16 protein-coding genes and 1 pseudogene are annotated in these 19,710 nt (G+C 71.6%); 13 read left to right on the top strand and 4 right to left on the bottom strand.

Annotated features, from left to right (window positions below; all coding sequences use genetic code 11):
- Positions 1-99: 99 nt before the first annotated feature.
- The 4 genes from OG627_RS33440 (at position 100) to OG627_RS33455 (ending at position 5,256) form a co-directional block, all read left to right on the top strand.
- Positions 100-1,683 (top strand): glycoside hydrolase family 53 protein, encoded by a 1,584-nt coding sequence (locus tag OG627_RS33440; protein WP_329071610.1) that lies wholly within the window; start codon positions 100-102, stop codon positions 1,681-1,683.
- A gap of 228 nt (positions 1,684-1,911) precedes the next feature.
- Complete coding sequence (locus tag OG627_RS33445; protein ID WP_329071612.1) at positions 1,912-2,568, top strand: SigE family RNA polymerase sigma factor; 657 nt, start codon at positions 1,912-1,914, stop codon at positions 2,566-2,568.
- Positions 2,568-3,407 (top strand): hypothetical protein, encoded by an 840-nt coding sequence (locus OG627_RS33450; protein WP_329071614.1) that lies wholly within the window; start codon positions 2,568-2,570, stop codon positions 3,405-3,407. The genes OG627_RS33445 and OG627_RS33450 overlap by 1 nt, the downstream gene beginning before the upstream one ends.
- 616 nt (positions 3,408-4,023) lie before the next feature.
- The gene (locus OG627_RS33455; RefSeq protein ID WP_329071616.1) at positions 4,024-5,256 is read left to right on the top strand and encodes a Cmx/CmrA family chloramphenicol efflux MFS transporter; all 1,233 of its coding nucleotides are present in this window, start codon (positions 4,024-4,026) and stop codon (positions 5,254-5,256) included.
- Here the strand turns inward: OG627_RS33455 and OG627_RS33460 are convergent.
- A complete protein-coding gene (locus tag OG627_RS33460; protein ID WP_329071618.1) occupies positions 5,147-7,240 on the bottom strand; it encodes a cellulase family glycosylhydrolase in 2,094 nt (697 codons plus the stop codon). The genes OG627_RS33455 and OG627_RS33460 overlap by 110 nt on opposite strands.
- Positions 7,241-7,503: 263 nt before the next feature.
- Complete coding sequence (locus OG627_RS33465; protein WP_329071620.1) at positions 7,504-8,517, bottom strand: LacI family DNA-binding transcriptional regulator; 1,014 nt, start codon at positions 8,515-8,517, stop codon at positions 7,504-7,506.
- Between the two features lie 281 nt (positions 8,518-8,798).
- Between OG627_RS33465 and OG627_RS33470 the strand changes: the two genes are divergently transcribed.
- The 5 genes and pseudogenes from OG627_RS33470 to OG627_RS33490 all read left to right on the top strand — a co-directional run.
- Positions 8,799-10,127 (top strand): extracellular solute-binding protein, encoded by a 1,329-nt coding sequence (locus OG627_RS33470; RefSeq protein WP_329071623.1) that lies wholly within the window; start codon positions 8,799-8,801, stop codon positions 10,125-10,127.
- Positions 10,127-11,116 (top strand): carbohydrate ABC transporter permease, encoded by a 990-nt coding sequence (locus OG627_RS33475; RefSeq protein ID WP_329071625.1) that lies wholly within the window; start codon positions 10,127-10,129, stop codon positions 11,114-11,116. Before OG627_RS33470 ends, OG627_RS33475 begins: the two co-directional genes overlap by 1 nt.
- Positions 11,113-11,946 carry a carbohydrate ABC transporter permease gene (locus OG627_RS33480; RefSeq protein WP_329071628.1) on the top strand — a complete coding sequence of 278 codons (834 nt, stop codon included), beginning with the start codon at positions 11,113-11,115 and terminating at the stop codon, positions 11,944-11,946. The genes OG627_RS33475 and OG627_RS33480 overlap by 4 nt, the downstream gene beginning before the upstream one ends.
- A 126-nt stretch (positions 11,947-12,072) precedes the next feature.
- Complete coding sequence (locus OG627_RS33485) at positions 12,073-13,419, top strand: 6-phospho-beta-glucosidase (protein WP_329071630.1); 1,347 nt, start codon at positions 12,073-12,075, stop codon at positions 13,417-13,419.
- A gap of 92 nt (positions 13,420-13,511) precedes the next feature.
- Positions 13,512-14,783 (top strand): annotated as a pseudogene (locus OG627_RS33490) (alpha-L-fucosidase); the annotation flags it as partial.
- Positions 14,784-14,831: 48 nt separating this feature from the next.
- Here OG627_RS33490 and OG627_RS33495 read toward each other — a convergent pair.
- Complete coding sequence (locus OG627_RS33495; RefSeq protein WP_329071634.1) at positions 14,832-15,797, bottom strand: pectate lyase family protein; 966 nt, start codon at positions 15,795-15,797, stop codon at positions 14,832-14,834.
- A gap of 289 nt (positions 15,798-16,086) precedes the next feature.
- On the opposite strand from OG627_RS33495, the gene OG627_RS33500 reads away from it, so the two are divergent.
- Together OG627_RS33500 and OG627_RS33505 are read left to right on the top strand one after the other, a co-directional pair.
- On the top strand, positions 16,087-16,707 hold the full coding sequence (locus tag OG627_RS33500; RefSeq protein ID WP_329071636.1) for a plasmid pRiA4b ORF-3 family protein: 621 nt from the start codon (positions 16,087-16,089) through the stop codon (positions 16,705-16,707).
- Between the two features lie 116 nt (positions 16,708-16,823).
- A complete protein-coding gene (locus tag OG627_RS33505) occupies positions 16,824-17,516 on the top strand; it encodes a TetR/AcrR family transcriptional regulator (RefSeq protein ID WP_329071638.1) in 693 nt (230 codons plus the stop codon).
- A gap of 21 nt (positions 17,517-17,537) precedes the next feature.
- Here OG627_RS33505 and OG627_RS33510 read toward each other — a convergent pair whose 3' ends face one another.
- Positions 17,538-18,365 (bottom strand): alpha/beta hydrolase, encoded by an 828-nt coding sequence (locus OG627_RS33510; RefSeq protein ID WP_329071640.1) that lies wholly within the window; start codon positions 18,363-18,365, stop codon positions 17,538-17,540.
- A gap of 137 nt (positions 18,366-18,502) precedes the next feature.
- Between OG627_RS33510 and OG627_RS33515 the strand changes: the two genes are divergently transcribed.
- A complete protein-coding gene (locus OG627_RS33515) occupies positions 18,503-18,631 on the top strand; it encodes a hypothetical protein (RefSeq protein ID WP_329071643.1) in 129 nt (42 codons plus the stop codon).
- A gap of 174 nt (positions 18,632-18,805) precedes the next feature.
- Positions 18,806-19,633, top strand: coding sequence for a lipase family protein (locus OG627_RS33520; protein WP_329071644.1), 828 nt, complete (start codon positions 18,806-18,808; stop codon positions 19,631-19,633).
- Positions 19,634-19,710 lie beyond the last annotated feature (77 nt).

Genomic DNA, 19,710 nt, shown 5'->3' on the forward strand with positions numbered 1-19,710 from the left:
GCCCCACCCCCCACAGCGCTCCACCGCTCGGCACGTCGCACCACCCGGCACCACCATCCCCACCCCACCCGCCCGCATCCGGTCGAAGGGACATCGACGATGCACCGCGCACCACGCTCCTGGCACACCCCACTCAGAGCCGCCGCGATATCCGCCCTGGGCGCACTCCTCCTCACCGCGCTGCCCGCCCAGCAGGCACAGGCCGCGTCCACCCTCACCAACCCCGGCTTCGAGGCCGACTCCACCGGGACGGCCACCCCGACCGGCTGGGGCACCTACTCGGCGGCCGGACAGAACGCCGCCTCGTTCACCGAGAGCGGCGGCTACAGCGGCAACCGCCGGCTGAGCCACTGGTCGGCCTCGGCGTACAAGGTCGAGACCTACCAGGCCCTCACCGGGCTGAGCGACGGCACGTACACCCTCAGCGCCCGGGTCCGCTCCAGCGGCGGCCAGAACTCCGCCTACATCGCGCTGCGCAACTGCGGAAGCGCCGAGCAGCGCACGGATCTCCCGGTCACCCCCAACGGCCAGTGGATCCGTATCGTCACCTCCATCCGGGTGAGCGGCGGCAACTGCACCGTCAGTCTCAACTCCGACGCGCACGCGGGGGAGTGGGCCAACTTCGACGACCTCACCTTCGCCGCGGGCTCCACGGGCCTGGCCATCAAGGGCGGGGACCTCTCGACCCTCCCCAAGAACGAGGCGTTCGGGGCGACCTACCAGAGCGCCACCGGCGCGAGCGGCAACGCGCTGGGCATCCTGCGCGGCGCGGGCATGAACTACGTCCGGCTCAAGGTGTGGGTCAACCCCGCCGACGGCTACAACAACAAGACACGCGTCCTGGCACTGGCCAAGAGGGCCAAGGCCGAAGGCATGAAGGTCCTCGTCGACTTCCACTACTCGGACCGCTGGGCCGACCCCGGCCACCAGACCAAGCCGGCCGCCTGGGCCTCGCACTCGTACAGCCAGCTGCGCACCGATGTGTACGACCACACCTACGACGTCCTCAACGCCCTCAAGGCGCAGGGAAACACCGCCGACATGGTGCAGATCGGCAACGAGATCAACGGCGGTATGCTCTGGCCGGAGGGCTCCACCAGCAACTGGACCCAGCTCGCCGGGCTGCTCACCTCGGGCGCCCAGGCGGCCAAGGCCGTCTCCTCGTCCACCCGGGTCGCCCTCCATCTGGCCGAGGGCGGTGACAACGCGGGCACCCGCTGGTGGTTCGACCAGGCGGTGTCGCGGCAGGTGCCGTTCGACGTGATCGCGCTCTCCTACTACAGCTACTGGCACGGCCCGCTCTCCGGCCTCCAGGCCAATCTGGACGACGCGGCGGCGCGTTACGGAAAGCCGGTCATGGTGGCCGAGACCGCGTACGCGCACACCCTGGCCAACGGTGACTTCCTGGAGAACAACATCGCCACCTCCTCCCAGCTGGCGGCGGGTTACCCGGCCACACCGGCCGGGCAGGCGGCCAACCTGCGCGACGTGATGAACGTCGTCGAGGCGGTCCCCGGCGGCCGCGGACTGGGCGTCGTCTACTGGGAGCCCTCGTGGACGGCCGTGAAGGGCAGCGGCTGGGACCCGCAGGACCCCGCCTCGGGCAACGCCTGGGAGAACCAGGCGCTGTTCGGCTACGACACCAAGCTGCTGCCGGCGGCGGGATGGTTCGCGCACAGGTAGCCACCCCCGGCGACCGGCCGAAAGCCGGTCCCCGCCTCCGGGGTGCCCGCCGGCCGGGCCCCGTCGTCCCGCTCCCCCCACGGGGGAGCGGGACTGTCCGGTGTTCGCCCCTCGTGGTCCGTACCAGCGGCCGGTGACAACGGTCTTTGCCGAACACACTGTTACGCTCACGCTCCTCGCGGCGGTGGGACGACCGGCGCGGGTGAGAACAGACAAAGGAGCGGCTCCGTGGACACTGTCGTCGACGACGCCACCGCTGCCGAATTCCACGCGTTCTTCGAACGGCACTACGCGGAACTGTCGCGTCTGGCCTGCCTGTTGACGGGCGACGCCAGCACGGCCGACGATCTGGCCTCGGACGCCCTGCTCGCGATGTGGCGGCGCTGGGACCGGGTCAGGGCCGCCGACCACCCCGTCGCCTACGCGCGCGGGGTGGTGGCCAATCTGGCCCGCTCCCAGATCCGCAGCGCGGTGCGGGAGCGCCGCCGCGTCTCCCTCTTCTGGTCACAACGCGGCGAGCGGTTCGACGGACCCGACGTGCCGGCCGTGCTGGACGTCCAAGCCGCGTTACGGCGGCTGCCGTTCCGCAAACGCGCCTGCGTGGTGCTGCGGCACGCCCTCGACCTCTCGGAGCGCGACACGGCGCTCGCCCTGGGTATATCGGTGGGCACCGTCAAGAGCCAGACCTCGCGGGGCATGGCGGAGCTGGAACGGCTGCTGGGTCCGGGCGAGACGGACACCGCGGGCCGGGTGTACGCGACGGTGGCCCCGGGCCGTACCGTTGCTTCCGGCCGGGCGGTCGCCTCCGGCCGTACGGTGCCGTCGGGATCCGCGGTGCCGTCCGGACGTACGGTGGCCTCCGACCGTACGGAGGGGACGGGTTGATGGACGACCTGCGCAGAGGGCTGCGCGAGACGGCGCACACGCACACCCCGGACCGGGAGCGGATGCTCGCCCGGATCGAGCGGGGGATGTCGGACCCGGAGACCGCGTCCGCCCGGCCGCCCGCGCACCGTCCGGCGCCGTGGCTGCGGGTGGCCGCCGTGACGGCGGTCGCGGTCGGCACGCTGGGAGCCGGGACGTTCGCCGTCGTCTCCGCCACGAAGGACGACCGGCCGCTCACCGTCGCGACCACCCCGGAACCGGCGCGCCCGTCGTCCGCCCCGAGCCCGAGCGCCGCCTCGCCGTCCCCGACGGCGAGCCGCCCCCCGGCGAGCCCCTCCGCCCCCGTACGCAGCGCCTCCGGCCGGCCTGACGCCCCTTCCGGGACACCCCACTCCGCGGCCCCGCCCCCGGCGGCCACGACCCGCCCCGACTCCCCGGCGGCGCGGGACGGCTATCTCCGCTCCGACGGCTCGGTCGATCCGAACAGCAACACCTACTGGGCGCAGAGCAACATCACCATCGGGACGGAACGGCCGCTGACCTCGCTCACCGTGGAACTGCGCGTCGCGCAGACCGGCGGTGTGCGGGACACCGGCTCCTGGCGGTCGCTGCCCGAGGAGGACTTCACGGTCTCCGTGACCACCGGCCCCGCCGGCGCGCTCGTCTACCGCTGGACACTCAAGGACGGCGTCACCGTACCGGCCGGCGAACACGTCTTCGCCGGACAGTACGACCACGCCGAGGGCGGCCGGGACGCCGCCGACGACGCCTACTCCGCGAAGGCGGCCGGCTCCGGCCTGACCGCCGAGGTCGGCGGCGGCTTCGCCCCGGCACCCTGAGGGCGCGGCAGACGGCGCGGGCGCCGGCCGCCTCGCGCACTCCGGAGGACCGCTCGGCACACGTGCCCCCGACGGGTGGCGCGGACGCGATCCGGGCTGATAACTTCGCGGCCATGTCCAGCCCCGAGGCCAGCAGACTCTAGCCACCGGACGACCGGTGGCCGATCCCCCGTCGCGTTGACGCCGCGCGCCTCCTCCGCCCTGTCTGACACATCCCGCCTGGCTCGCGACGCCTGGCACGCACGCTCGCCGCGTTGTCGGGCTCGTCCAAGTACGTCCAGTACGAGGACGACCCTCCGCCTTGCGATCGCACACGCCAGACGCCGCGAGCCCCGCCCTCCGGGCGGACGGCGCTATTTGTCAGACAGGGCCGAGGCCGTGGCGGATTTCCGCGCGGCCGCCACCGGATCGCCCCAGGGGTGGGTCACCCTCGCACCCGAACGCCGTTCACCGCGTTCGGCCCGGGTGCGATCCAGGTCCGTGAGATCACCGGACCTTCCGCCGTGTAGCCGCTCGGAGCCGAGTTCTCGGTACCTGTCGAGCGGGCGCGGCACACCTCCCCACCCCACCCGCTGTCGCTCAGTCGGTCCATTTCAGCCGTCGTTGGGGTTTCCTCATGCCATTCGCTGTATACGTGCTCGGTCTGGCGGTCTTCGCCCAGGGCACCTCGGAGTTCATGCTGTCCGGACTCCTGTCGGGCATCGCCGCCGATCTGCGGGTGTCCATTCCGGCCGCCGGACTGCTCACCTCGGCGTTCGCGATCGGGATGGTGCTCGGCGCGCCCCTGATGGCGTCGCTCAGCCGCCGCTGGCCGCGCCGTCGCGCGCTGCTGGTCTTCCTCGTCGTCTTCATCGCCGTCCATGTCGTCGGCGCCCTCACTCCCGGGTACGGGGTGCTGCTCGCCACCCGGATCGTGGCCGCGCTGGCGAACGCCGGGTTCTGGGCCGTCGCGCTCGCGGCCGCGGTCGCCATGGTCCCTCCGGCGCTCCGGGCCCGCGCCACCTCCGTCGTGGTCGGCGGGGTCACTGTCGCCTGCGTGGCGGGCGTGCCGGCCGGCGCGCTGCTGGGGGAGCGGTGGGGGTGGCGGGCGGCCTTCTGGGCCGTGGCGCTCATCTCCGTACCGGCCGTCCTCGCCATCGTCAGGGCGGTTCCCGCCGAACGGCCCGAGCCCGCAGGCGCCGGAGCGCGCGGGGAGCTGCGGGAGCTGGCCGGGCCCCGGCTGCTGCTCACGCTGCTGATGAGCGCGCTCGTCCAGGGCGCCACGTTCTGCGCGTTCTCCTACTTCGAGCCGCTGGTCACCCGGGTCACCGGGCTGGGCTCCGCGTGGGTGCCCGCCGTACTCGCGCTGTTCGGGGTGGGCTCCTTCGTCGGCGTCACGGTCGCGGGCCGGATCACCGAGGCGCGGGCCGACGTGTTCGTCGGCGTCGGCCTGGTGTCGCTCGCCGTCGGCTGGGTCGCGCTCGCGCTGGCCGCCGCCGCCCCGGTGGCGGCGATCGTGCTCGTGTTCGTCCAGGGGATGCTCGCCTTCGGCACCGGAACCGCCCTGATCTCTCGGGTGTTCCACCGGGCCCCCGGCGCCCCAACCCTGGCCGGGGCGTTCGCCACGGCCGCGTTCAACGTGGGCGGCGCGCTCGGGCCCTGGCTCGGCGGGCTCGCGATCGCCCGGGGCTTCGGCTTCCGGGCGCCGCTGTGGGTCAGCGCCCTGCTGATGGCTCTCGCGCTGCTCGCGGCCGGAGCGCTCACGATCGCCCACCGCGCCGCGGCACACCGTACGGCTGCCGACCCGGCGACGACAGGGAGGGAGGCCGGACGCGAGGGTGAGCAGGGAGGGATCTCCGTGAGGGGCTGACGGTCCCGCCGGTTCCGTCTCGGCGATGTCCTGCCAGGGACGCGGCAATCCGCCGGTCGCCGGACAGCCGCAACACCCGCACGCCGTACGGATCGAGGACCACCTCGTCGGCCGGCGCGCCGTCCGGCCCGGTCAGCCGCAGCCCGGCCGCGACGGCCGGTTTGACCCGTACCTCTTCCCGGCCCTGACTCACCAGCCAGACGTACCGGTGCCCGTCCTCGTGCTCCAGCAGATCGACCGCCACCCGGGGGTCCGCCACCGTCACCGGCCTGCGCACGCCCGCGTGCGCGGCCAGCGCGTCGTACAGCGGGACCGAATCGTCCGGATTGACGCGCGGGGTGACGGAGGCCATGTGCTCCAGCGGATAGACGCACAGCACCACACTGCCCGCGCCCACCGCGCGCAGCAGCAGCGCGGGCCGCCCCCGGCCGTCGGTGGCCAGCACCTCGGCGCCGTCCGCCTCCACCGGCAGGAAGACCCGGCTGCTGTCGGTGCCCGCCGTGCGGAAGCGCAGTGTGTCGCCCGCGCCGAGCGTGCCGAAGGAGCGGCCGAAGGTGAGCGTCACCTCGTCGTCCTCGATGGGGTTCACCAGTCCGTACTCCAACTGGTGCCGCACCCCGAAGAATTGGTCCAGGTGCGCGTACCACGGCCCGCGCTGTTCGTCGTGGGCGCCGGGGGAGTACGACACGTAGACCGTCGCGCCGCCCCTGGCCAGCTCCTCCAGCCGGTACCAGCCGGACGAGAGCAGCTGCTTGGTGGAGGGCAGCAGATAGAGCCGGTGGCCGTCCGCGATCCCGTCGCTCTCCCGCACCACACTCGCGGGCGCGTCCGCCAGCCGGGCCGTGATCCACGCCTGCCGGCCGGTGCGCTCCACATAGGAGCGGTCCTCGGCCCGGGTGAAGGGGTAGAGCGTGTCCAGGTACGAGGAGATGACCAGCGCGGTGTCGGTGTCCGGCCGGAAACAGCGGTCGAAGTCGATCCGCTCCAGCGTCTCGGCGAACGAACGCACCTCGCGCAGCTGGGGTTTGGGGGCTCCGGCGGCGTCGGTCAGCCCGAAGTGCATCTCGAAGGCGTGGTGCGAGTACGGCGGCTGCTCGCGCAGCGCGTCGTAGTCGGTGTTGTTCCAGGCGATCCAGCCGGTGGCCCCGGCCAGCAGGCTGTTGTGCAGCGCCTGGCGGTAGTAGCGGGCCGCGTGCGGACCCGAAGCGAAGTCCGAGGTCAGCCCGAACTCCTCCAGCACCACCGGCCTGTTGAAGCTTCCGGTCAGCTCGCACACCCACGCCGCCGCGTAGTGCTGGCGGACCGGATCGTCCTCCATGCGGTAGACGTGCGGACCCAGCCAGTCGGTGAGCGCCGCGCTGTCCCGCAGCCGAAAGCCGTTGTCATGACCGGAGTTCTCCAGCCCCCAGGCGCCGTCGCCCAGCGAGACCGGCTGCGGCGCGCCCGACGCCCGTACCGCGTCCACCACGATCTGTGCCCAGGAGGAGACCTCCTCGCGGGTCGCGCCCTCCCTGCCGTAGATCGGCATCTCGTTGGAGACCAGCCAGCCGGCGACCGCCGGATGGTCCTTGAACCGGCCGGCCATCTCCCGGGCGAACCACGCCTGCCGGGCCACCAGCCACACATCGGTGTACAGATCACGGCCGTTGCGCCACGCCGGGTCCCAGTTCTCGCCCGACATGTGGCCGACCAGGAAGGTGGGCACCGTGGTCATGCCGAGCGCGTGGTGCCGGTCCAGGAAGTCGGTGAAGCGGGCGCACAGCTCCTCGTCGATCCGGTCGGGCTCGGGCATGAAGTCCGGCCAGTAGTAGAACGACCGGGTCATGTTGAGCCCGTGGTCGCGCAGCACCCGCAGCTCCCCGTCGACCACCTCGCCGTCGTACGAACGCCACATGAGCGGGCCGCCGGTACGCGACCAGAAATTGGCGCCGATCCAGGTGACGGGGCGGTCGCCGACGGAAATCCGGGCAGCGGGACGCGGCATCTGTGAAATCTCCCTCGGTACGGTGACACGGGGCGGGACGACAAGACGAAAAGGACAGGAGCGCGCGGCCCGTTGCGGACGGGCGTGCCGTGCGCCGAACAGTCAAACGCTGTACCGGTTTAGCGTCAAGCCCGCGAACGCGGCGGTAAACCGGTTTAGGGATCTCGCGGACGAGTGGGCGGGGGGAGCCCGTCTCCCCGAAAACGGCGCGGTGACGAAGGCGGCCCGGCCACGAGTCGGCCCGGCCACACAGGGGGACGCGGCTACGCGGGCGGCGCCGCGACGCTCCCCCGGACCGTCAGGCGCGGCGCCGGGTCCTCCAGATCCCCCACGGCCCGCCCGCCCGCCGCCTCCCGTAGCCGTCGCGCCGCATGCGCCCCGTGGGCCGCGATGTCCCTGCTGAGCGCGGTCAGCGGCGGATCGACCAGCTCGCACAGGGCCGAGTCGTCCCAGGCCACGACGGAGACATCGGCGGGCACCCGCAGTCCCATGGAGTGGGCGGCGGTCAGGCCGGAGACGGCCATCACGTCGTTGTCGTACACGATCGCGGTGGGCCGCTCCGGCGAGCCCAGCAGCTCGCGGGTGACGGCCGCCCCCCGCTCTCCGCTGTAGTCCGCCTCCACGGTCCGTCCGGTCAGGCCCAGTTCGGCCACCGCCGCGTCGAACGCCGCGGTACGGATCGCCGTATGGCGCAGCCGGGCCGGGCCGCCGACCCTGGCCAGCCGCCGGTGTCCCAGACCGGCCAGGTGCCGGACCACCGTGGTGACGGCCGCCCCCTCGTCGCTCCAGACGGCGGGCAGCCGGCCCGTGCCCACCGGCGCCCCGATCACCACCGCCGGCATCCCCAGCTCCTCCAGCACCGGCACCCGGGCGTCCTCGGCCTGGAGGTCCACCAGGAAGACACCGTCCACCCGGCGCCTCGCCCACCAGGACCGGTACAGGGCGATCTCCGCCGCCTGGTCCTCGGCCATGGTGAAGACCAGCGGGGTGGCATCGGTGATCAGCTCCGACTGGATGCCGGAGATCAGCTGCATGAAGAAGGGCTCCAGCCCGAGCGTGTGCGCGGGACGGTCGATGACCAGCCCGAACGCCCCCGCCGTGCCGCCGGACAGCGCGCGGGCCGCGCTGTTGGGCTGCCAGCCCAGCTCCTCGGCTATCGCCAGGATCCGCCGCCGGGTCGGCTCCGAGACCCCCGGACGGTTGTTGAGCGCGAAGGAGACGGCGCCCTTGGTGACTCCGGCCCGGCGGGCGATGTCGTTCATGGTGGGTCGCTTCACGGTGGCGTGCCTCGCTTTTCTCTCCGGGTACGGATGTCCCGGTCGGCCGGGAAGTCCGGCGTATTCGACGCGTATTCGACACGCGTTCAACGGAAGCGGGCGTTCGGCGTCGGACACCGGATCGTAGCCCGAGTGCGTACATCGTTTAACGGGGAAATCGAGAAAGGCAATGCACCGGCATTGACACTCGCTTTCCCGCGCCCTTAATTTCACGGCGTCGGAAGGTGCGCGGACCACCACCGGCCGTTCCCCGTCGCCGTTCCACCGAGCAGAGGGCCCTCATGACGTTACACAGATTACGGACGACCGGTGCCGTGGCGCTGCTGGCCGCCGCCGCGTTGCTGGTCTCCGGCTGCACCGGCAGCGGAGCCAGCTCCGAGGGCGCGGACGCGAAGGCCGCCGCCGACCCGGCGAAGGTCTCCGGGACGATCACCGTCCTGACCCACCGCACCGACTGGGTGCAGGACGGCACGATGAAGAAGTACGCCGACGAGTTCCGGAAGACCTACCCCAAGGTGACCGTCAAGTTCGAGGGCATCACCGACTACGAGGGGGAGGTCAAGATCCGGATGAACACCAAGAACTACGGCGACGTCCTCATGATCCCCGGTGCCATCAAGAAGAACGACTACCCCAAGTTCTTCGCCTCCCTGGGCACCCAGGCCGAACGCGGGGAGAAGTTCCAGTTCACCGCCTTCACCACGGTGGGCGGCAAGGTCTACGGGCAGAGCCCGATCGGGGTGGCCCCCGGCTTCCTCTACAACAAGAAGGTGTGGAAGGACGCGGGGATCACCGACTGGCCCACCACCCCCGCCGAGTTCCTCACCGGCCTCAAGGCGATCAAGGCCAGGACCGACGCGGTCCCGTACTACACCAACTTCAAGGACATGTGGCCGCTCACCCAGTGGACCACCGCCATGGGATCGGTCGGCTGCGCGATCCAGGCCAACAACGACCTCGTGGACCACGATCCCTGGGCCAAGGGCTCCGAACTGCGCACCATCGATACCCTGCTGTACGACATGGTGCGCGAGAAGCTCGTCGAGAAGGACCCGTCGACCACCAACTGGGAAGGATCCAAGCCCCAGTTGGCCAAGGGGCGGATCGGCACCATGTGGCTCGGCTCCTGGGCGGTCTCGCAGTTCCGGGACGCCGCCGAGAAGGCCGGGACCGACCCCGACGACATCGGCTTCATGCCCTTCCCGGCCCAGGTGGACGGCCGGTTCTGCGCCGTCGCCTCGCCCGACTACGCGCAGGCCGTGAACGTCAACTCCGCCCACAAGGAGGCCGCCCGCGCCTGGATCGACTGGTTCACCGAGAAGTCCGGGTACGCGGCGGACAACCTGGCGCTCTCGCCGCTCAAGGGCGCCCCGCTGCCGGACGTCCTCAAGCCGTACACCGAGAAGAACGTGAAGTTCATCGAGCTGGACCAGGCCCGCGCCGCGCTCGTCGACGACATCGACAACGCCGCCGAGATCGGGCTGAAGAAACCCGACTACCGCCAGGATCTCGTCGATCTCGCGCGCGGCGCGAAGAAGGGCGACCTGGACGGATTCCTCGGGAACCTCTCCAAGCGCTGGACCGAGGCGGCGCGGACCACGGGCTCCTGATGCGCCGGACCACGGACCCGACCGTACGCGGCGGGGCGCTCCGGCGTCCCGCCCCCGGCGCCGCCCCGGTCCCGGACCAGGCATCGCGCCCCGGGCCGTCCCCCGCCCCGCGCCCCCGGCGCGACCGGCTGCGGCGGGAGGTCACCCCCTGGCTCTTCATGCTGATCCCGCTGGTGCTGCTGGTGGTCTTCACCTACGCGCCGGTCATCAACATGATCGCGTACAGCTTCACGGACTGGGACGGTGTCAGCCCGGACCTGAAGGCCACCGGCGTCCACAACTACGTCGACATCTTCACCCGTCCCGAGCTGTTCCAGGTGTTCTTCGTCAGCGGCTACTACCTCGCCGCGTCGGTGGTGCAGATCGCCGCCGCCCTCTACTTCGCGACCGTACTGAGCTTCCACACCCGCTTCCGCGACTTCTTCAAGGGTGTGCTGTTCTTCCCGTACCTGATCAACGGGGTCGCGATCGGTTTCGTCTTCCTCTACTTCTTCCAGGACGGCGGCACCCTCGACTCGGTCCTGCGGCTGTTCGGCGCCGAGACCGAACGGGCCTGGCTCGGGACGTCCACCTCCGCGAACATCTCGCTGGCCGGGGTGTCGGTCTGGCGCTACATGGGACTGAACTTCGTCCTGTTCCTCGGCGCGATCCAGTCCATCCCCGGAGAGCTGTACGAGGCGTCCGAACTGGACGGGGCCAACCGCTGGCAGCAGTTCCGGCACATCATCGCCCCCGGCATCCGGCCGATCCTCAGCCTCAGTGTGATCCTGTCGGTCTCCGGCTCCCTGTCGGTCTTCGAGATCCCGTACATCATGACGGGCGGCGCCACCGGCACCGAGACGTTCGTGATCCAGACCGTGAAGCTGGCCTTCCAGTTCAACAAGACGGGACTGGCCTCGGCCGCCGCCGTCGTGCTGCTGCTGATCATTCTCCTGGTGACCTGGGTGCAGCGGCGGCTCGTCCCGGACGACAAGGTGGATCTCGTATGAGGACACGCGCGCGTCTCGCCGCCACACTGAAGTACCTCTCCCTGGTGGTGGCCTCCGTCGTGGTGCTGCTGCCGCTCGGCGCCATCTTCCTGACCTCGCTGAAGACCGACAAGGAGATGGCAGACGGCAGCGGCGCGCTCACGCCGCCCCGCGACCCGCTGAACTTCGGCAACTACGTGACGGCCTTCTCGGACGGCAGGATGCTCAGCGCGTTCGGGAACACCGCGTTCATCCTGCTGTTCGCCATCACCGGCACGGTCGTCATCGGCTCGATGACGGCGTACGCGATCGACCGGTTCCACTTCCGGCTGCGCAAGCTGGTGATCGCGCTGTTCCTGGTGGCCACGCTGGTGCCCGGGGTGACCACCCAGGTCGCGACCTTCCAGATCGTCAACAGCTTCGGGCTCTTCGACTCCCTCTGGGCGCCGATCGTCCTCTACATGGGCACCGACATCGTCTCGATCTACATCTTCCTCCAGTTCATCCGGGGTATCCCGGTCTCCCTGGACGAGTCCGCGCGACTCGACGGCGCCAACGCCTTCACCGTCTACCGGAAGATCATCTTTCCGCTGCTCAAACCGGCGATCGCCACCGTCGTCATCATCAAGGGCATCACCGTCTACAACGACTTCTACATCCCGTTCCTCTACATGCCCTCCGAGGAACTGGGCACCATCTCGACGTCGCTGTTCCGCTTCAAGGGTCCCTTCGGGGCGCACTGGGAGAACATCTCGGCGGGCGCGGTCCTGGTCATCCTGCCCACCCTGATCGCCTTCCTCTTCCTCCAGCGCTACATCTACAACGGCTTCACCCGGGGAGCCACCCGCTGAGCCGTGCCCGACCCGCTGTGCCCGACGCGCCGGGGGCGGTGCCGAGTGTCCCAGTGCCGTTCGAGAGGGAGGCTGGTGAAAGGCTGGGCCCCGTAGGAACGTGGTTCGGGCGACGGAGGTCCAGGTATGAGGCTCACCATTCTCGGCGGCGGCGGGTTCCGGGTCCCGCTGGTGTACGGGGCACTGCTCGGCGACCACGCCGAGGGCCGGATCACCGACGTCACCCTGTACGACCTGGACCCCGCCCGGCTGACGGCCGTCGCCCGGGTCCTGGCCGACCAGGCCGGGGACGTCCCCGACGCGCCGTCCGTCACCGTCACCACCGACCTCGACGATGCCCTGCGCGGCGCCGACTTCGTCTTCTCCGCCATCCGCGTCGGCGGCCTGGAGGGCCGCGCGGCCGACGAGCGCGTCGCCCTGGACCTGGGCGTCCTGGGACAGGAGACGGTCGGCGCCGGAGGCATCGCGTACGGACTGCGCACGGTCCCCGTCGCCGTCGACATCGCGCGGCGGATCGCCCGGCTCGCCCCCGACGCCTGGGTCATCAACTTCACCAACCCGGCCGGTCTGGTCACCGAGGCCATGTCCCGCCACCTCGGCGACCGGGTCATCGGCATCTGCGACTCGCCGGTGGGACTCGGCCGGCGCGTGGCACGCGTCCTCGGCGCCGACCCCGACGAGGCGGGCATCGACTACGTGGGCCTCAACCACCTCGGCTGGCTGCGCGGGCTGCGCGTCGCCGGCCGCGACGAACTCCCGCGCCTGCTCGCCGACACCGAGGCCCTCGGCTCCTTCGAGGAGGGCCGCCTCTTCGGGCCCGAGTGGCTCCGGTCCCTCGGCATGATCCCCAACGAGTACCTGCACTACTACTACTTCAACCGCGAGACGGTCCGCGCCTATCAGGACGCCGAGCAGACCCGGGGCGCCTTCCTCCGCGACCAGCAGGCCCGCTTCTACGAGGAGATGGCCCGGCCCGGCGCCCCCGCCCTGCGCACCTGGGACCGTACCCGCGCCGAACGCGAAGCGACCTACATGACGGAGAACCGCGAATCCGCCGGTCTCGGGGAGCGCGACGAGAGCGACCTGGAGTCCGGCGGCTACGAACAGGTCGCCCTCGCCCTGATGCGCGCCATCGCCCTCGACGAGCGCACCACCCTCATCCTCAACGTCCGCAACCGCACCACCCTGCGGGCCCTGGACGAGGAGGCGGTCATCGAGGTGCCCTGCCTGGTGGACGCGAACGGGGCCCACCCCTTGGCCGCCGCCCCGCTGCCCCACCACGCGACAGGGCTGGTCTGCGCCGTCAAGGGCGTCGAGCGCGAGATCCTCGCCGCTGCCGAGAGCGGCTCGCGCGCCACCGCCGTCAAGGCGTTCGCCCTGCACCCCCTCGTGGACTCGGTGAACATCGCCCGCAGGCTGGTCGACGGCTACACGGCCGAGCACCCCGCCCTGGCCTATCTGAACCGCACGTAGGATCCCCTCGTGCACGACGCACACCGTCGCGGAGCGCGGCGCGTCGCGTCGCGGCCGTACACCCCTCGCACCCCGCCCTTTCAGAGGAGCCGAGCGTGGCCATGCAACCGTGGTTCTCCGAAGCCAAGTTCGGCATCTTCCTCCACTGGGGGATCTACGCGGTCGACGGCGTCCAGGAGTCCTGGTCGTTCTTCGAGGGCGACGTGCCGCACGACCGGTACATGGCCCAGCTCGGCGGTTTCACCGCCGCCCGCTACCAACCCCGTGAGTGGGCCGCGCTGTTCGCGCGCGCGGGCGCCCGCTACGCCGTGCTGACCTCCCGGCACCACGACGGCGTGGCGCTGTGGGACACGGCCCACGGCGACCTCGACGTCGTACGGCGCACCCCGGCGGGCCGCGACCTCGTCGGTCCCTACGCGGACGCGCTGCGCGAGCACGGCCTGAGGGTGGGCCTCTACTACTCCCACAGCGACTGGAACCACCCTGACTACGCCTCCCTGCGGCACGAGGGCCGACCCGGCTGGGCGCGGTTCAACCCGTACGCGGAGGCCCACGAGGGACAGGAGGACCCGGCGGCATGGGACCGCTATCTGGCCTACCGCGACGGCCAGGTGGGGGAGTTGGCCCGGCGCTTCCGGCCGGATCTGCTCTGGTTCGACGGGGAGTGGGAGCGCACGGAGGAGCAGTGGCGGATACGTGAGCTGGCCGGGCTGATCCGCGCGGAACTCCCGGAGTGTGTGCTCAACGCCCGGATGCTCGGGGAGGGCGACTACGCCACCCCGGAACAGGGCGTGCCGATCGACGCCCCCGACGGTCCCTGGGAGCTGTGTCTCACCGTCAACGACTCCTGGGGCCACCGCCACCACGACGACAACCACAAGTCCACCACCCAGCTGGTCCGCTACCTCGCCGAGACCATCGGCGCGGGCGGCAATCTGCTGCTGGCGGTGGGGCCGAGGGAGGACGGCACCCTCCCCGCCGAGCAGGTCGAACGCCTCGAAGGCATCGGGGCGTGGATCGCCGCCCACTCCGAGGCGGTGTACGGGACGGTGGCCGGGCTGCCCCCGGGGCACCACTACGGCCCGAGCACCCGCTCAGCCGACGCCCGCACCCTGTATCTGACACTCTTCGACATCCCGCGCGGACCGGTCGGCGTACGGGGGCTGCGCACCCCCGTACGCCGGGTGAGCGTGCTGGGCACCGGCACCGAACTCGGCCACCGGGTCACCGGCGGGCTCCACGAGGTGCCCGGTGTGCTGTGGATCGACCCGCCGCCGGCCGCCGACCTCGACGCGCACGCGACCGTGCTCGCCGTGGAGCTGGACGGCGAACTCGACCTGTACCGAGGCGCCGGGCGGTCCTGAACCGCCCCGGCCCGATGGGGCCGGGGCGGCTGCCCCCGTACGTACGGCTCAGATCCTGCCGGTCCCCGCCCCCGCCGTCACCGAGGCGACGACGCTCGACGCGGGCTCGGCCGTGTAGCTGTACGGCGGTGTGGTGAACGTGCCCGTCCGGGAGATCTCGGTGGCCGCGCCGCCGAGGTCGTTGCCGCGCAGCACGGCGTAACCGTCCACACTGCTGCTGCGGCTGGTCGTCACCGCGAGCTTGGTGTCGCGGAAGACGTTGTTCTCGACCAGCATCTGGGCGCCCATCCGGGAGTGGCAGGCCGTGTCCGCGCCCTGGACGTAGTTGTCGTAGAAGTGACCGGTGCCGAAGCGCAGGCTGGGCAGCCGGGAGAAGACGTTGCTGAACGAGTTGTGGTGGTACGTCACCCGCAGATGCCCGGTGTCCTCGGCGGCGTTGCTGTCACTGTGACCGACGAGCGATCCCTTGTAGTGGTCCTTGAAGGTGTTCCAGGACACGGTGACGTTGTCCGACGCGTGCGTGATGTCGAGCAGCCCGTCGTAGTAGTCCTTGTCGTGGTCACGGTCCGCCGAGAAGGCGTTGTGGTCGATCCACACCCGGGTGGACTTCTGGACGGTGATGCCGTCCGCGGGCGCGACCGGCTTGCTGAGGTTGAGATTACGGACGATGACGTTGGTCGAGTCCTTGATGCGCAGTCCGCCGCCGGTGAAGCCGGAGCCCGAACCCACGCCCAGAACAGTGGTGTTCGAGCCCACGTCGACCTGGCCGGTGAGGCTGATCAGCCCGGAGACCCGGACGACCTTCGCGGTGCTGCCCGCGACCGCCGAGGTGAAGGCGGACAGCGTGCTGACGGTGACGGCGCTCGCGCCGCCGCCGCCGGTGGTGCCGGCGGCGTAGCCGATGGGGGTGGTCTCGGCGGCCACGGCGGACTGGTGCGGCAGGGCGCCGAGGGCGACGACGACGGCGGCCGAGGCGAACAGGGCGGTGGCGCGGCGGCGGGTGATGGTGGGCATGCGGCGGGTGTCCCTTCGAGGCGGTGGGGCGCGTTTTCCCGGGGGCGTACGACTCCTTGTCGCCGTCGGAGCCGTAAAGGTTGCAGGGTCAGGCCACCGGGTCCGTACCGCCCCGTACTCCGGACTGCCCCGGCGAACGGAAATCCGAGTCCCGCGCCGCCGCGCGCCCAGAGCGCCGACCGCGGACCGGCATGCGTCCGCCGTGCGCTCGCTGTGCACCCGCTCCGCGCGAGCGGTACCCGTCGCGGACGGCCGGTCCGGCGCACGGCGCGCTGGCAGGATGACGGCCATGGCGAACACCAGGCGCGCGCACCCCCGCTCCCGGACGGCACCGGGGAACACCGTCCACCGGATCAAGGCCACCCTGCGTGACTCGCGGCCCCCGGTCTGGCGTCGGCTGGAGGTGCCCTCGGCCGTCACGCTCCAGCAGCTGCACCACATCGTCCAGGCCGCCTTCGGCTGGGAGGACGCGCACATGTGGGTCTTCAGAACCCCGAAGGACCGCTGCCGCTACCGCCCCTCGCGACGTGAACCGGCGATCCTCAGCCCCACCGCGAAACGCCTGGACCAGATCGCGCCGCTCCCCGACGACCGGCTGCACTACCTCTACGACTTCGGCGACGGCTGGGAGCACAGCCTGCTCGTCGAGGCCGTCAGCCGCCCCGAGCCGGGCACCGCCTACCCCCGCTGCGTCACCGGCCGCCGCGCCTGCCCGCCCGAGGACTCCGGCGGGACCTGGGGATACGCGTATCTGCTCGACGTACTCGCCGACCCCAGCCACGAGGAGCACGAGGACCGGCTGCGCTGGCTCGGCCTCGAATCCGCCGACCAGTTCGACCCGGCCGCCTTCGACCTGGAGCGGATCAACGCCGCGCTCGCGCAGTGCGCCGCCGCCGCGGCCGGGAACTGAAGCCGCGCCCTGTCAGCCCTGCGGATCGGTCGGAGGAGCGCGATGCCGGCGCACCAGAGGCACACCAGCGGCACGCTAAACGGATGGTGCCGTCCACTTAAGGTAAAGTGCGAGCCATGCACACCGAGCCGCCCCGGACCGCGCGACCGGAAGACCCGGCTCCGGACGCCGACGCGTCGCCCGCGCTGCGTGCCGACGCGCTGCACAACCGCACCCGTATCGTCGAGGCCGCCCGCGAGTCCTTCGCCGCCCGGGGGCTCGACGTCCCGATGGCCGCCATCGCCCGGCGCGCCGGCGTCGGGGTCGCCACGCTCTACCGCCGCTTCCCCACGAAGGATGCGCTGATCACCGAAACGTTCACCGAGCAGCTCGACGCGTGCGTCTCGGTGGTCGACGAAGCGCTCGACGACCCCGACCCCTGGCGCGGTTTCCGCACGGTCATCGAGACGGTGTGCGCCATGCACGCCACCGACAGGGGCTTCACCGCGGCGTTCCTCTCCGTCCTCCCCGACTCGATGGCCTTCGACCGGGAGCGCGAACGCGCCGAGCGGGGTTTCGCCCTGCTGACCCAGCGCGCCAAGGACGCGGGCGCGCTGCGGGCCGACTTCGCCCACGAGGACCTCGCCCTGATCCTCATGGCGAACTGTGGCATCACCGGCGACTCCACCGAAGCGGCACTGGCCGCGTCCCGCCGCCTGGTGGCGTACCTGCTGCACTCCTTCCGGGCCACCCCCGATGCCTCAGCGGCCCCGTTGCCGCCACCGGCCCCGCTCCGGCTCACCTACCTGCTCGGCCAGCCACCCGCATAGGCGCGGTTCGCCGGAGGAGAGCTACGGATACGGGTCGGCCGCCCTGCGCGCATCCCGCGCGAGCGACGCCGGTGCCAGGGCCGCCTGTGCCACTTCCGCCACGATGCGGGCCGTCGCCCGCCCGAAGCCCCGTACCGAGGCGTCGGCCGCCGGCAGACAACGGCCAGCGGCCGGGTCGTAGACGCAGCCGAGCACCCCGGCGTGATCGGTGTCCGGCTCGGCGAGTTCACAGTCCCAGCCGCGTGTGCGCAGCGCCGCGTGCATGTCCCGCGAGGACGCGCAGGGCACGGCCGTATCCCCGGTGCCGTGCACCAGCCGCACCGGCACCGGCGCCACCCCGCGGTCGAGCATCCGGAAGGGCACCGTGCCCGTGGTGCGCGCCGGGCGCAGATAGCCGCCCGCGATTCCGACCACGGCGGCGGGCCGCGGGCCGGGGAACAGCTCCGGGTGCAGGGCCACTCCCAAGGCGGCGCCCGCACCCGCCGACCAGCCCGCGAGGACCAGCCCCTCGGGGCCGTCGGCGAAGGCGCGCGGGTTGTCGAGGACGAACCGCAGCGCGCCGGTGAGATGGGCGCGCCCGTCGTCGGGCCGGTCCGAACGCCAGTCGGGCACCAGGACGGTGGGGCCCAGGGCGGCGATCTCCCGTGCCAGCGGCGCCAGTTCCGCGCGCTCGTCGGGACCCGTACCGTGCCACAGCAACACGCACGGGCCGCTCCGGGTGGAGGCGTGGATGTCGAGGAGCTTGGTCTCGTCACCGGCGGGATAGCTCACGGTGCGGGTCGTCACACCGGCGAGGGCCTGTCCCCGGCCAGGGCCTTCGCCGTACCGCCGCTCTGCGCGTCTCTCCATGGGAGGCAGCCTACGACGGGCCGCCTCGTGGCAAGAAGCACGGCACCGTCCAGCCCGGCCTGCTCGAAAGCTTCCTCACCCAGCGCATCCGCGCGGCCCAGGAGGCCGGTGAGATCGACTCCGGCAAGAACCCCGAGATGGCCGCGGCCGGACTGCTCGCCACGGCCAACGGCCCGGGCTCAAGCGTGCTGGGCGGCCGGCGCACCGGCGACTGTGCGCTGTCGGTCCTCACCCACCACCTGGACGAGCTGTTCCGGTCGCCGTGAGAAGCCGGGCGGCGGCGGTCGGCACGTCGCGCCGGGTCACCGGATCAGGGGGCCGTCAGGGAGCTGCCGGGTATGTCGTCCGTACGGGTGATCACGGGCGCCCGCTGTTTCTTTCCCTTCACGTACGGGGCTAGGTTGCCGGGCGAACCTCTGCGGCTCTCCATAAGGACACCGATGACCTTCCCCGCCCTGGACCACTCGACGACGCGTTACTCCCTCCCGCACGCCTACTGGATGGCACAGGCGGCCGGGCTTGCCGCGCTGGACCGGGCCGGCATCGAGGCCAAGGCCGGCGCGTGGGGCTTCGGCGAGGTACGGCACTTCGAGTCGACGCATCAGATGCCGTTCCCGATCGAGGACACCCAGGCGTACGTCATGGCCAGTGATCGCATGATCGTCACCGGCTTCCGGGGCACCGAGGTGCTGAAGATCTACGACTGGCTCACCGACGTCAACACCCCGCCCGTTCCCGGACCGGCGAACAAGGGCTTCGTCCACTACGGCTTCCACCGCGCCCTCCAGTCCGTCTATCCCCAGATCCGCGACACCATCCAGGAACTGCGCACGGACGGCCAGAGTGTCTGGTTCACCGGCCACAGCCTCGGCGGAGCCCTCGCGATGCTGGCCGGCACCCGCCTGTACTTCGAGGAGCCGAAGCTGCTGCCCGACGGCGTCTACACCTTCGGCCAGCCCCGCACCTGCGAGCGGCTCCTCGCGAGCGCGCACAACACGGCCTTCAGGAAACGCTGCTACCGCTTCGTCAACAACAACGACATCGTGCCCCAGCTCCCGCCCGAGCCGGTCTTCACACATGTCGACGCGATGCGCTACTTCGACGCCGACGGCAAGCTCCACGACACGATGCCGCTGATGGCAGGGTTGAAAGACCGGGCCAAGGGGCTGCGCGCCGACCTGTTCGCGCCGGAGACCGACGCGGTCAAGGACCACCACCTGGCCAACTACCTGGCCGCCTTCGAGAAGAACCTCGCCAACGCCGGCTGAGCACCTACCACCGCACTCCCGGGAACAGGCACCGCTCCCTGGCGCGGCACCCGGGGGTGCCGCGCCAGGGAGCATCA

It is taken from the genome of Streptomyces sp. NBC_01429 (genome assembly GCF_036231945.1).
In the GTDB taxonomy this organism is placed as follows: domain Bacteria; phylum Actinomycetota; class Actinomycetes; order Streptomycetales; family Streptomycetaceae; genus Streptomyces.

Coding starts and splice junctions, on each gene's coding strand:
- OG627_RS33480 (WP_329071628.1), top strand. CDS start 11,113: ATGAGGACACGCGCGCGTCTCGCCGCCACACTGAAGTACCTCTCCCTG.
- OG627_RS33455 (WP_329071616.1), top strand. CDS start 4,024: ATGCCATTCGCTGTATACGTGCTCGGTCTGGCGGTCTTCGCCCAGGGC.
- OG627_RS33470 (WP_329071623.1), top strand. CDS start 8,799: ATGACGTTACACAGATTACGGACGACCGGTGCCGTGGCGCTGCTGGCC.
- OG627_RS33485 (WP_329071630.1), top strand. CDS start 12,073: ATGAGGCTCACCATTCTCGGCGGCGGCGGGTTCCGGGTCCCGCTGGTG.
- OG627_RS33505 (WP_329071638.1), top strand. CDS start 16,824: ATGCACACCGAGCCGCCCCGGACCGCGCGACCGGAAGACCCGGCTCCG.
- OG627_RS33460 (WP_329071618.1), bottom strand. CDS start 7,240: ATGCCGCGTCCCGCTGCCCGGATTTCCGTCGGCGACCGCCCCGTCACC.
- OG627_RS33515 (WP_329071643.1), top strand. CDS start 18,503: ATGGCCGCGGCCGGACTGCTCGCCACGGCCAACGGCCCGGGCTCAAGC.
- OG627_RS33520 (WP_329071644.1), top strand. CDS start 18,806: ATGACCTTCCCCGCCCTGGACCACTCGACGACGCGTTACTCCCTCCCG.
- OG627_RS33475 (WP_329071625.1), top strand. CDS start 10,127: ATGCGCCGGACCACGGACCCGACCGTACGCGGCGGGGCGCTCCGGCGT.
- OG627_RS33495 (WP_329071634.1), bottom strand. CDS start 15,797: ATGCCCACCATCACCCGCCGCCGCGCCACCGCCCTGTTCGCCTCGGCC.
- OG627_RS33440 (WP_329071610.1), top strand. CDS start 100: ATGCACCGCGCACCACGCTCCTGGCACACCCCACTCAGAGCCGCCGCG.
- OG627_RS33450 (WP_329071614.1), top strand. CDS start 2,568: ATGGACGACCTGCGCAGAGGGCTGCGCGAGACGGCGCACACGCACACC.
- OG627_RS33510 (WP_329071640.1), bottom strand. CDS start 18,365: ATGGAGAGACGCGCAGAGCGGCGGTACGGCGAAGGCCCTGGCCGGGGA.
- OG627_RS33500 (WP_329071636.1), top strand. CDS start 16,087: ATGGCGAACACCAGGCGCGCGCACCCCCGCTCCCGGACGGCACCGGGG.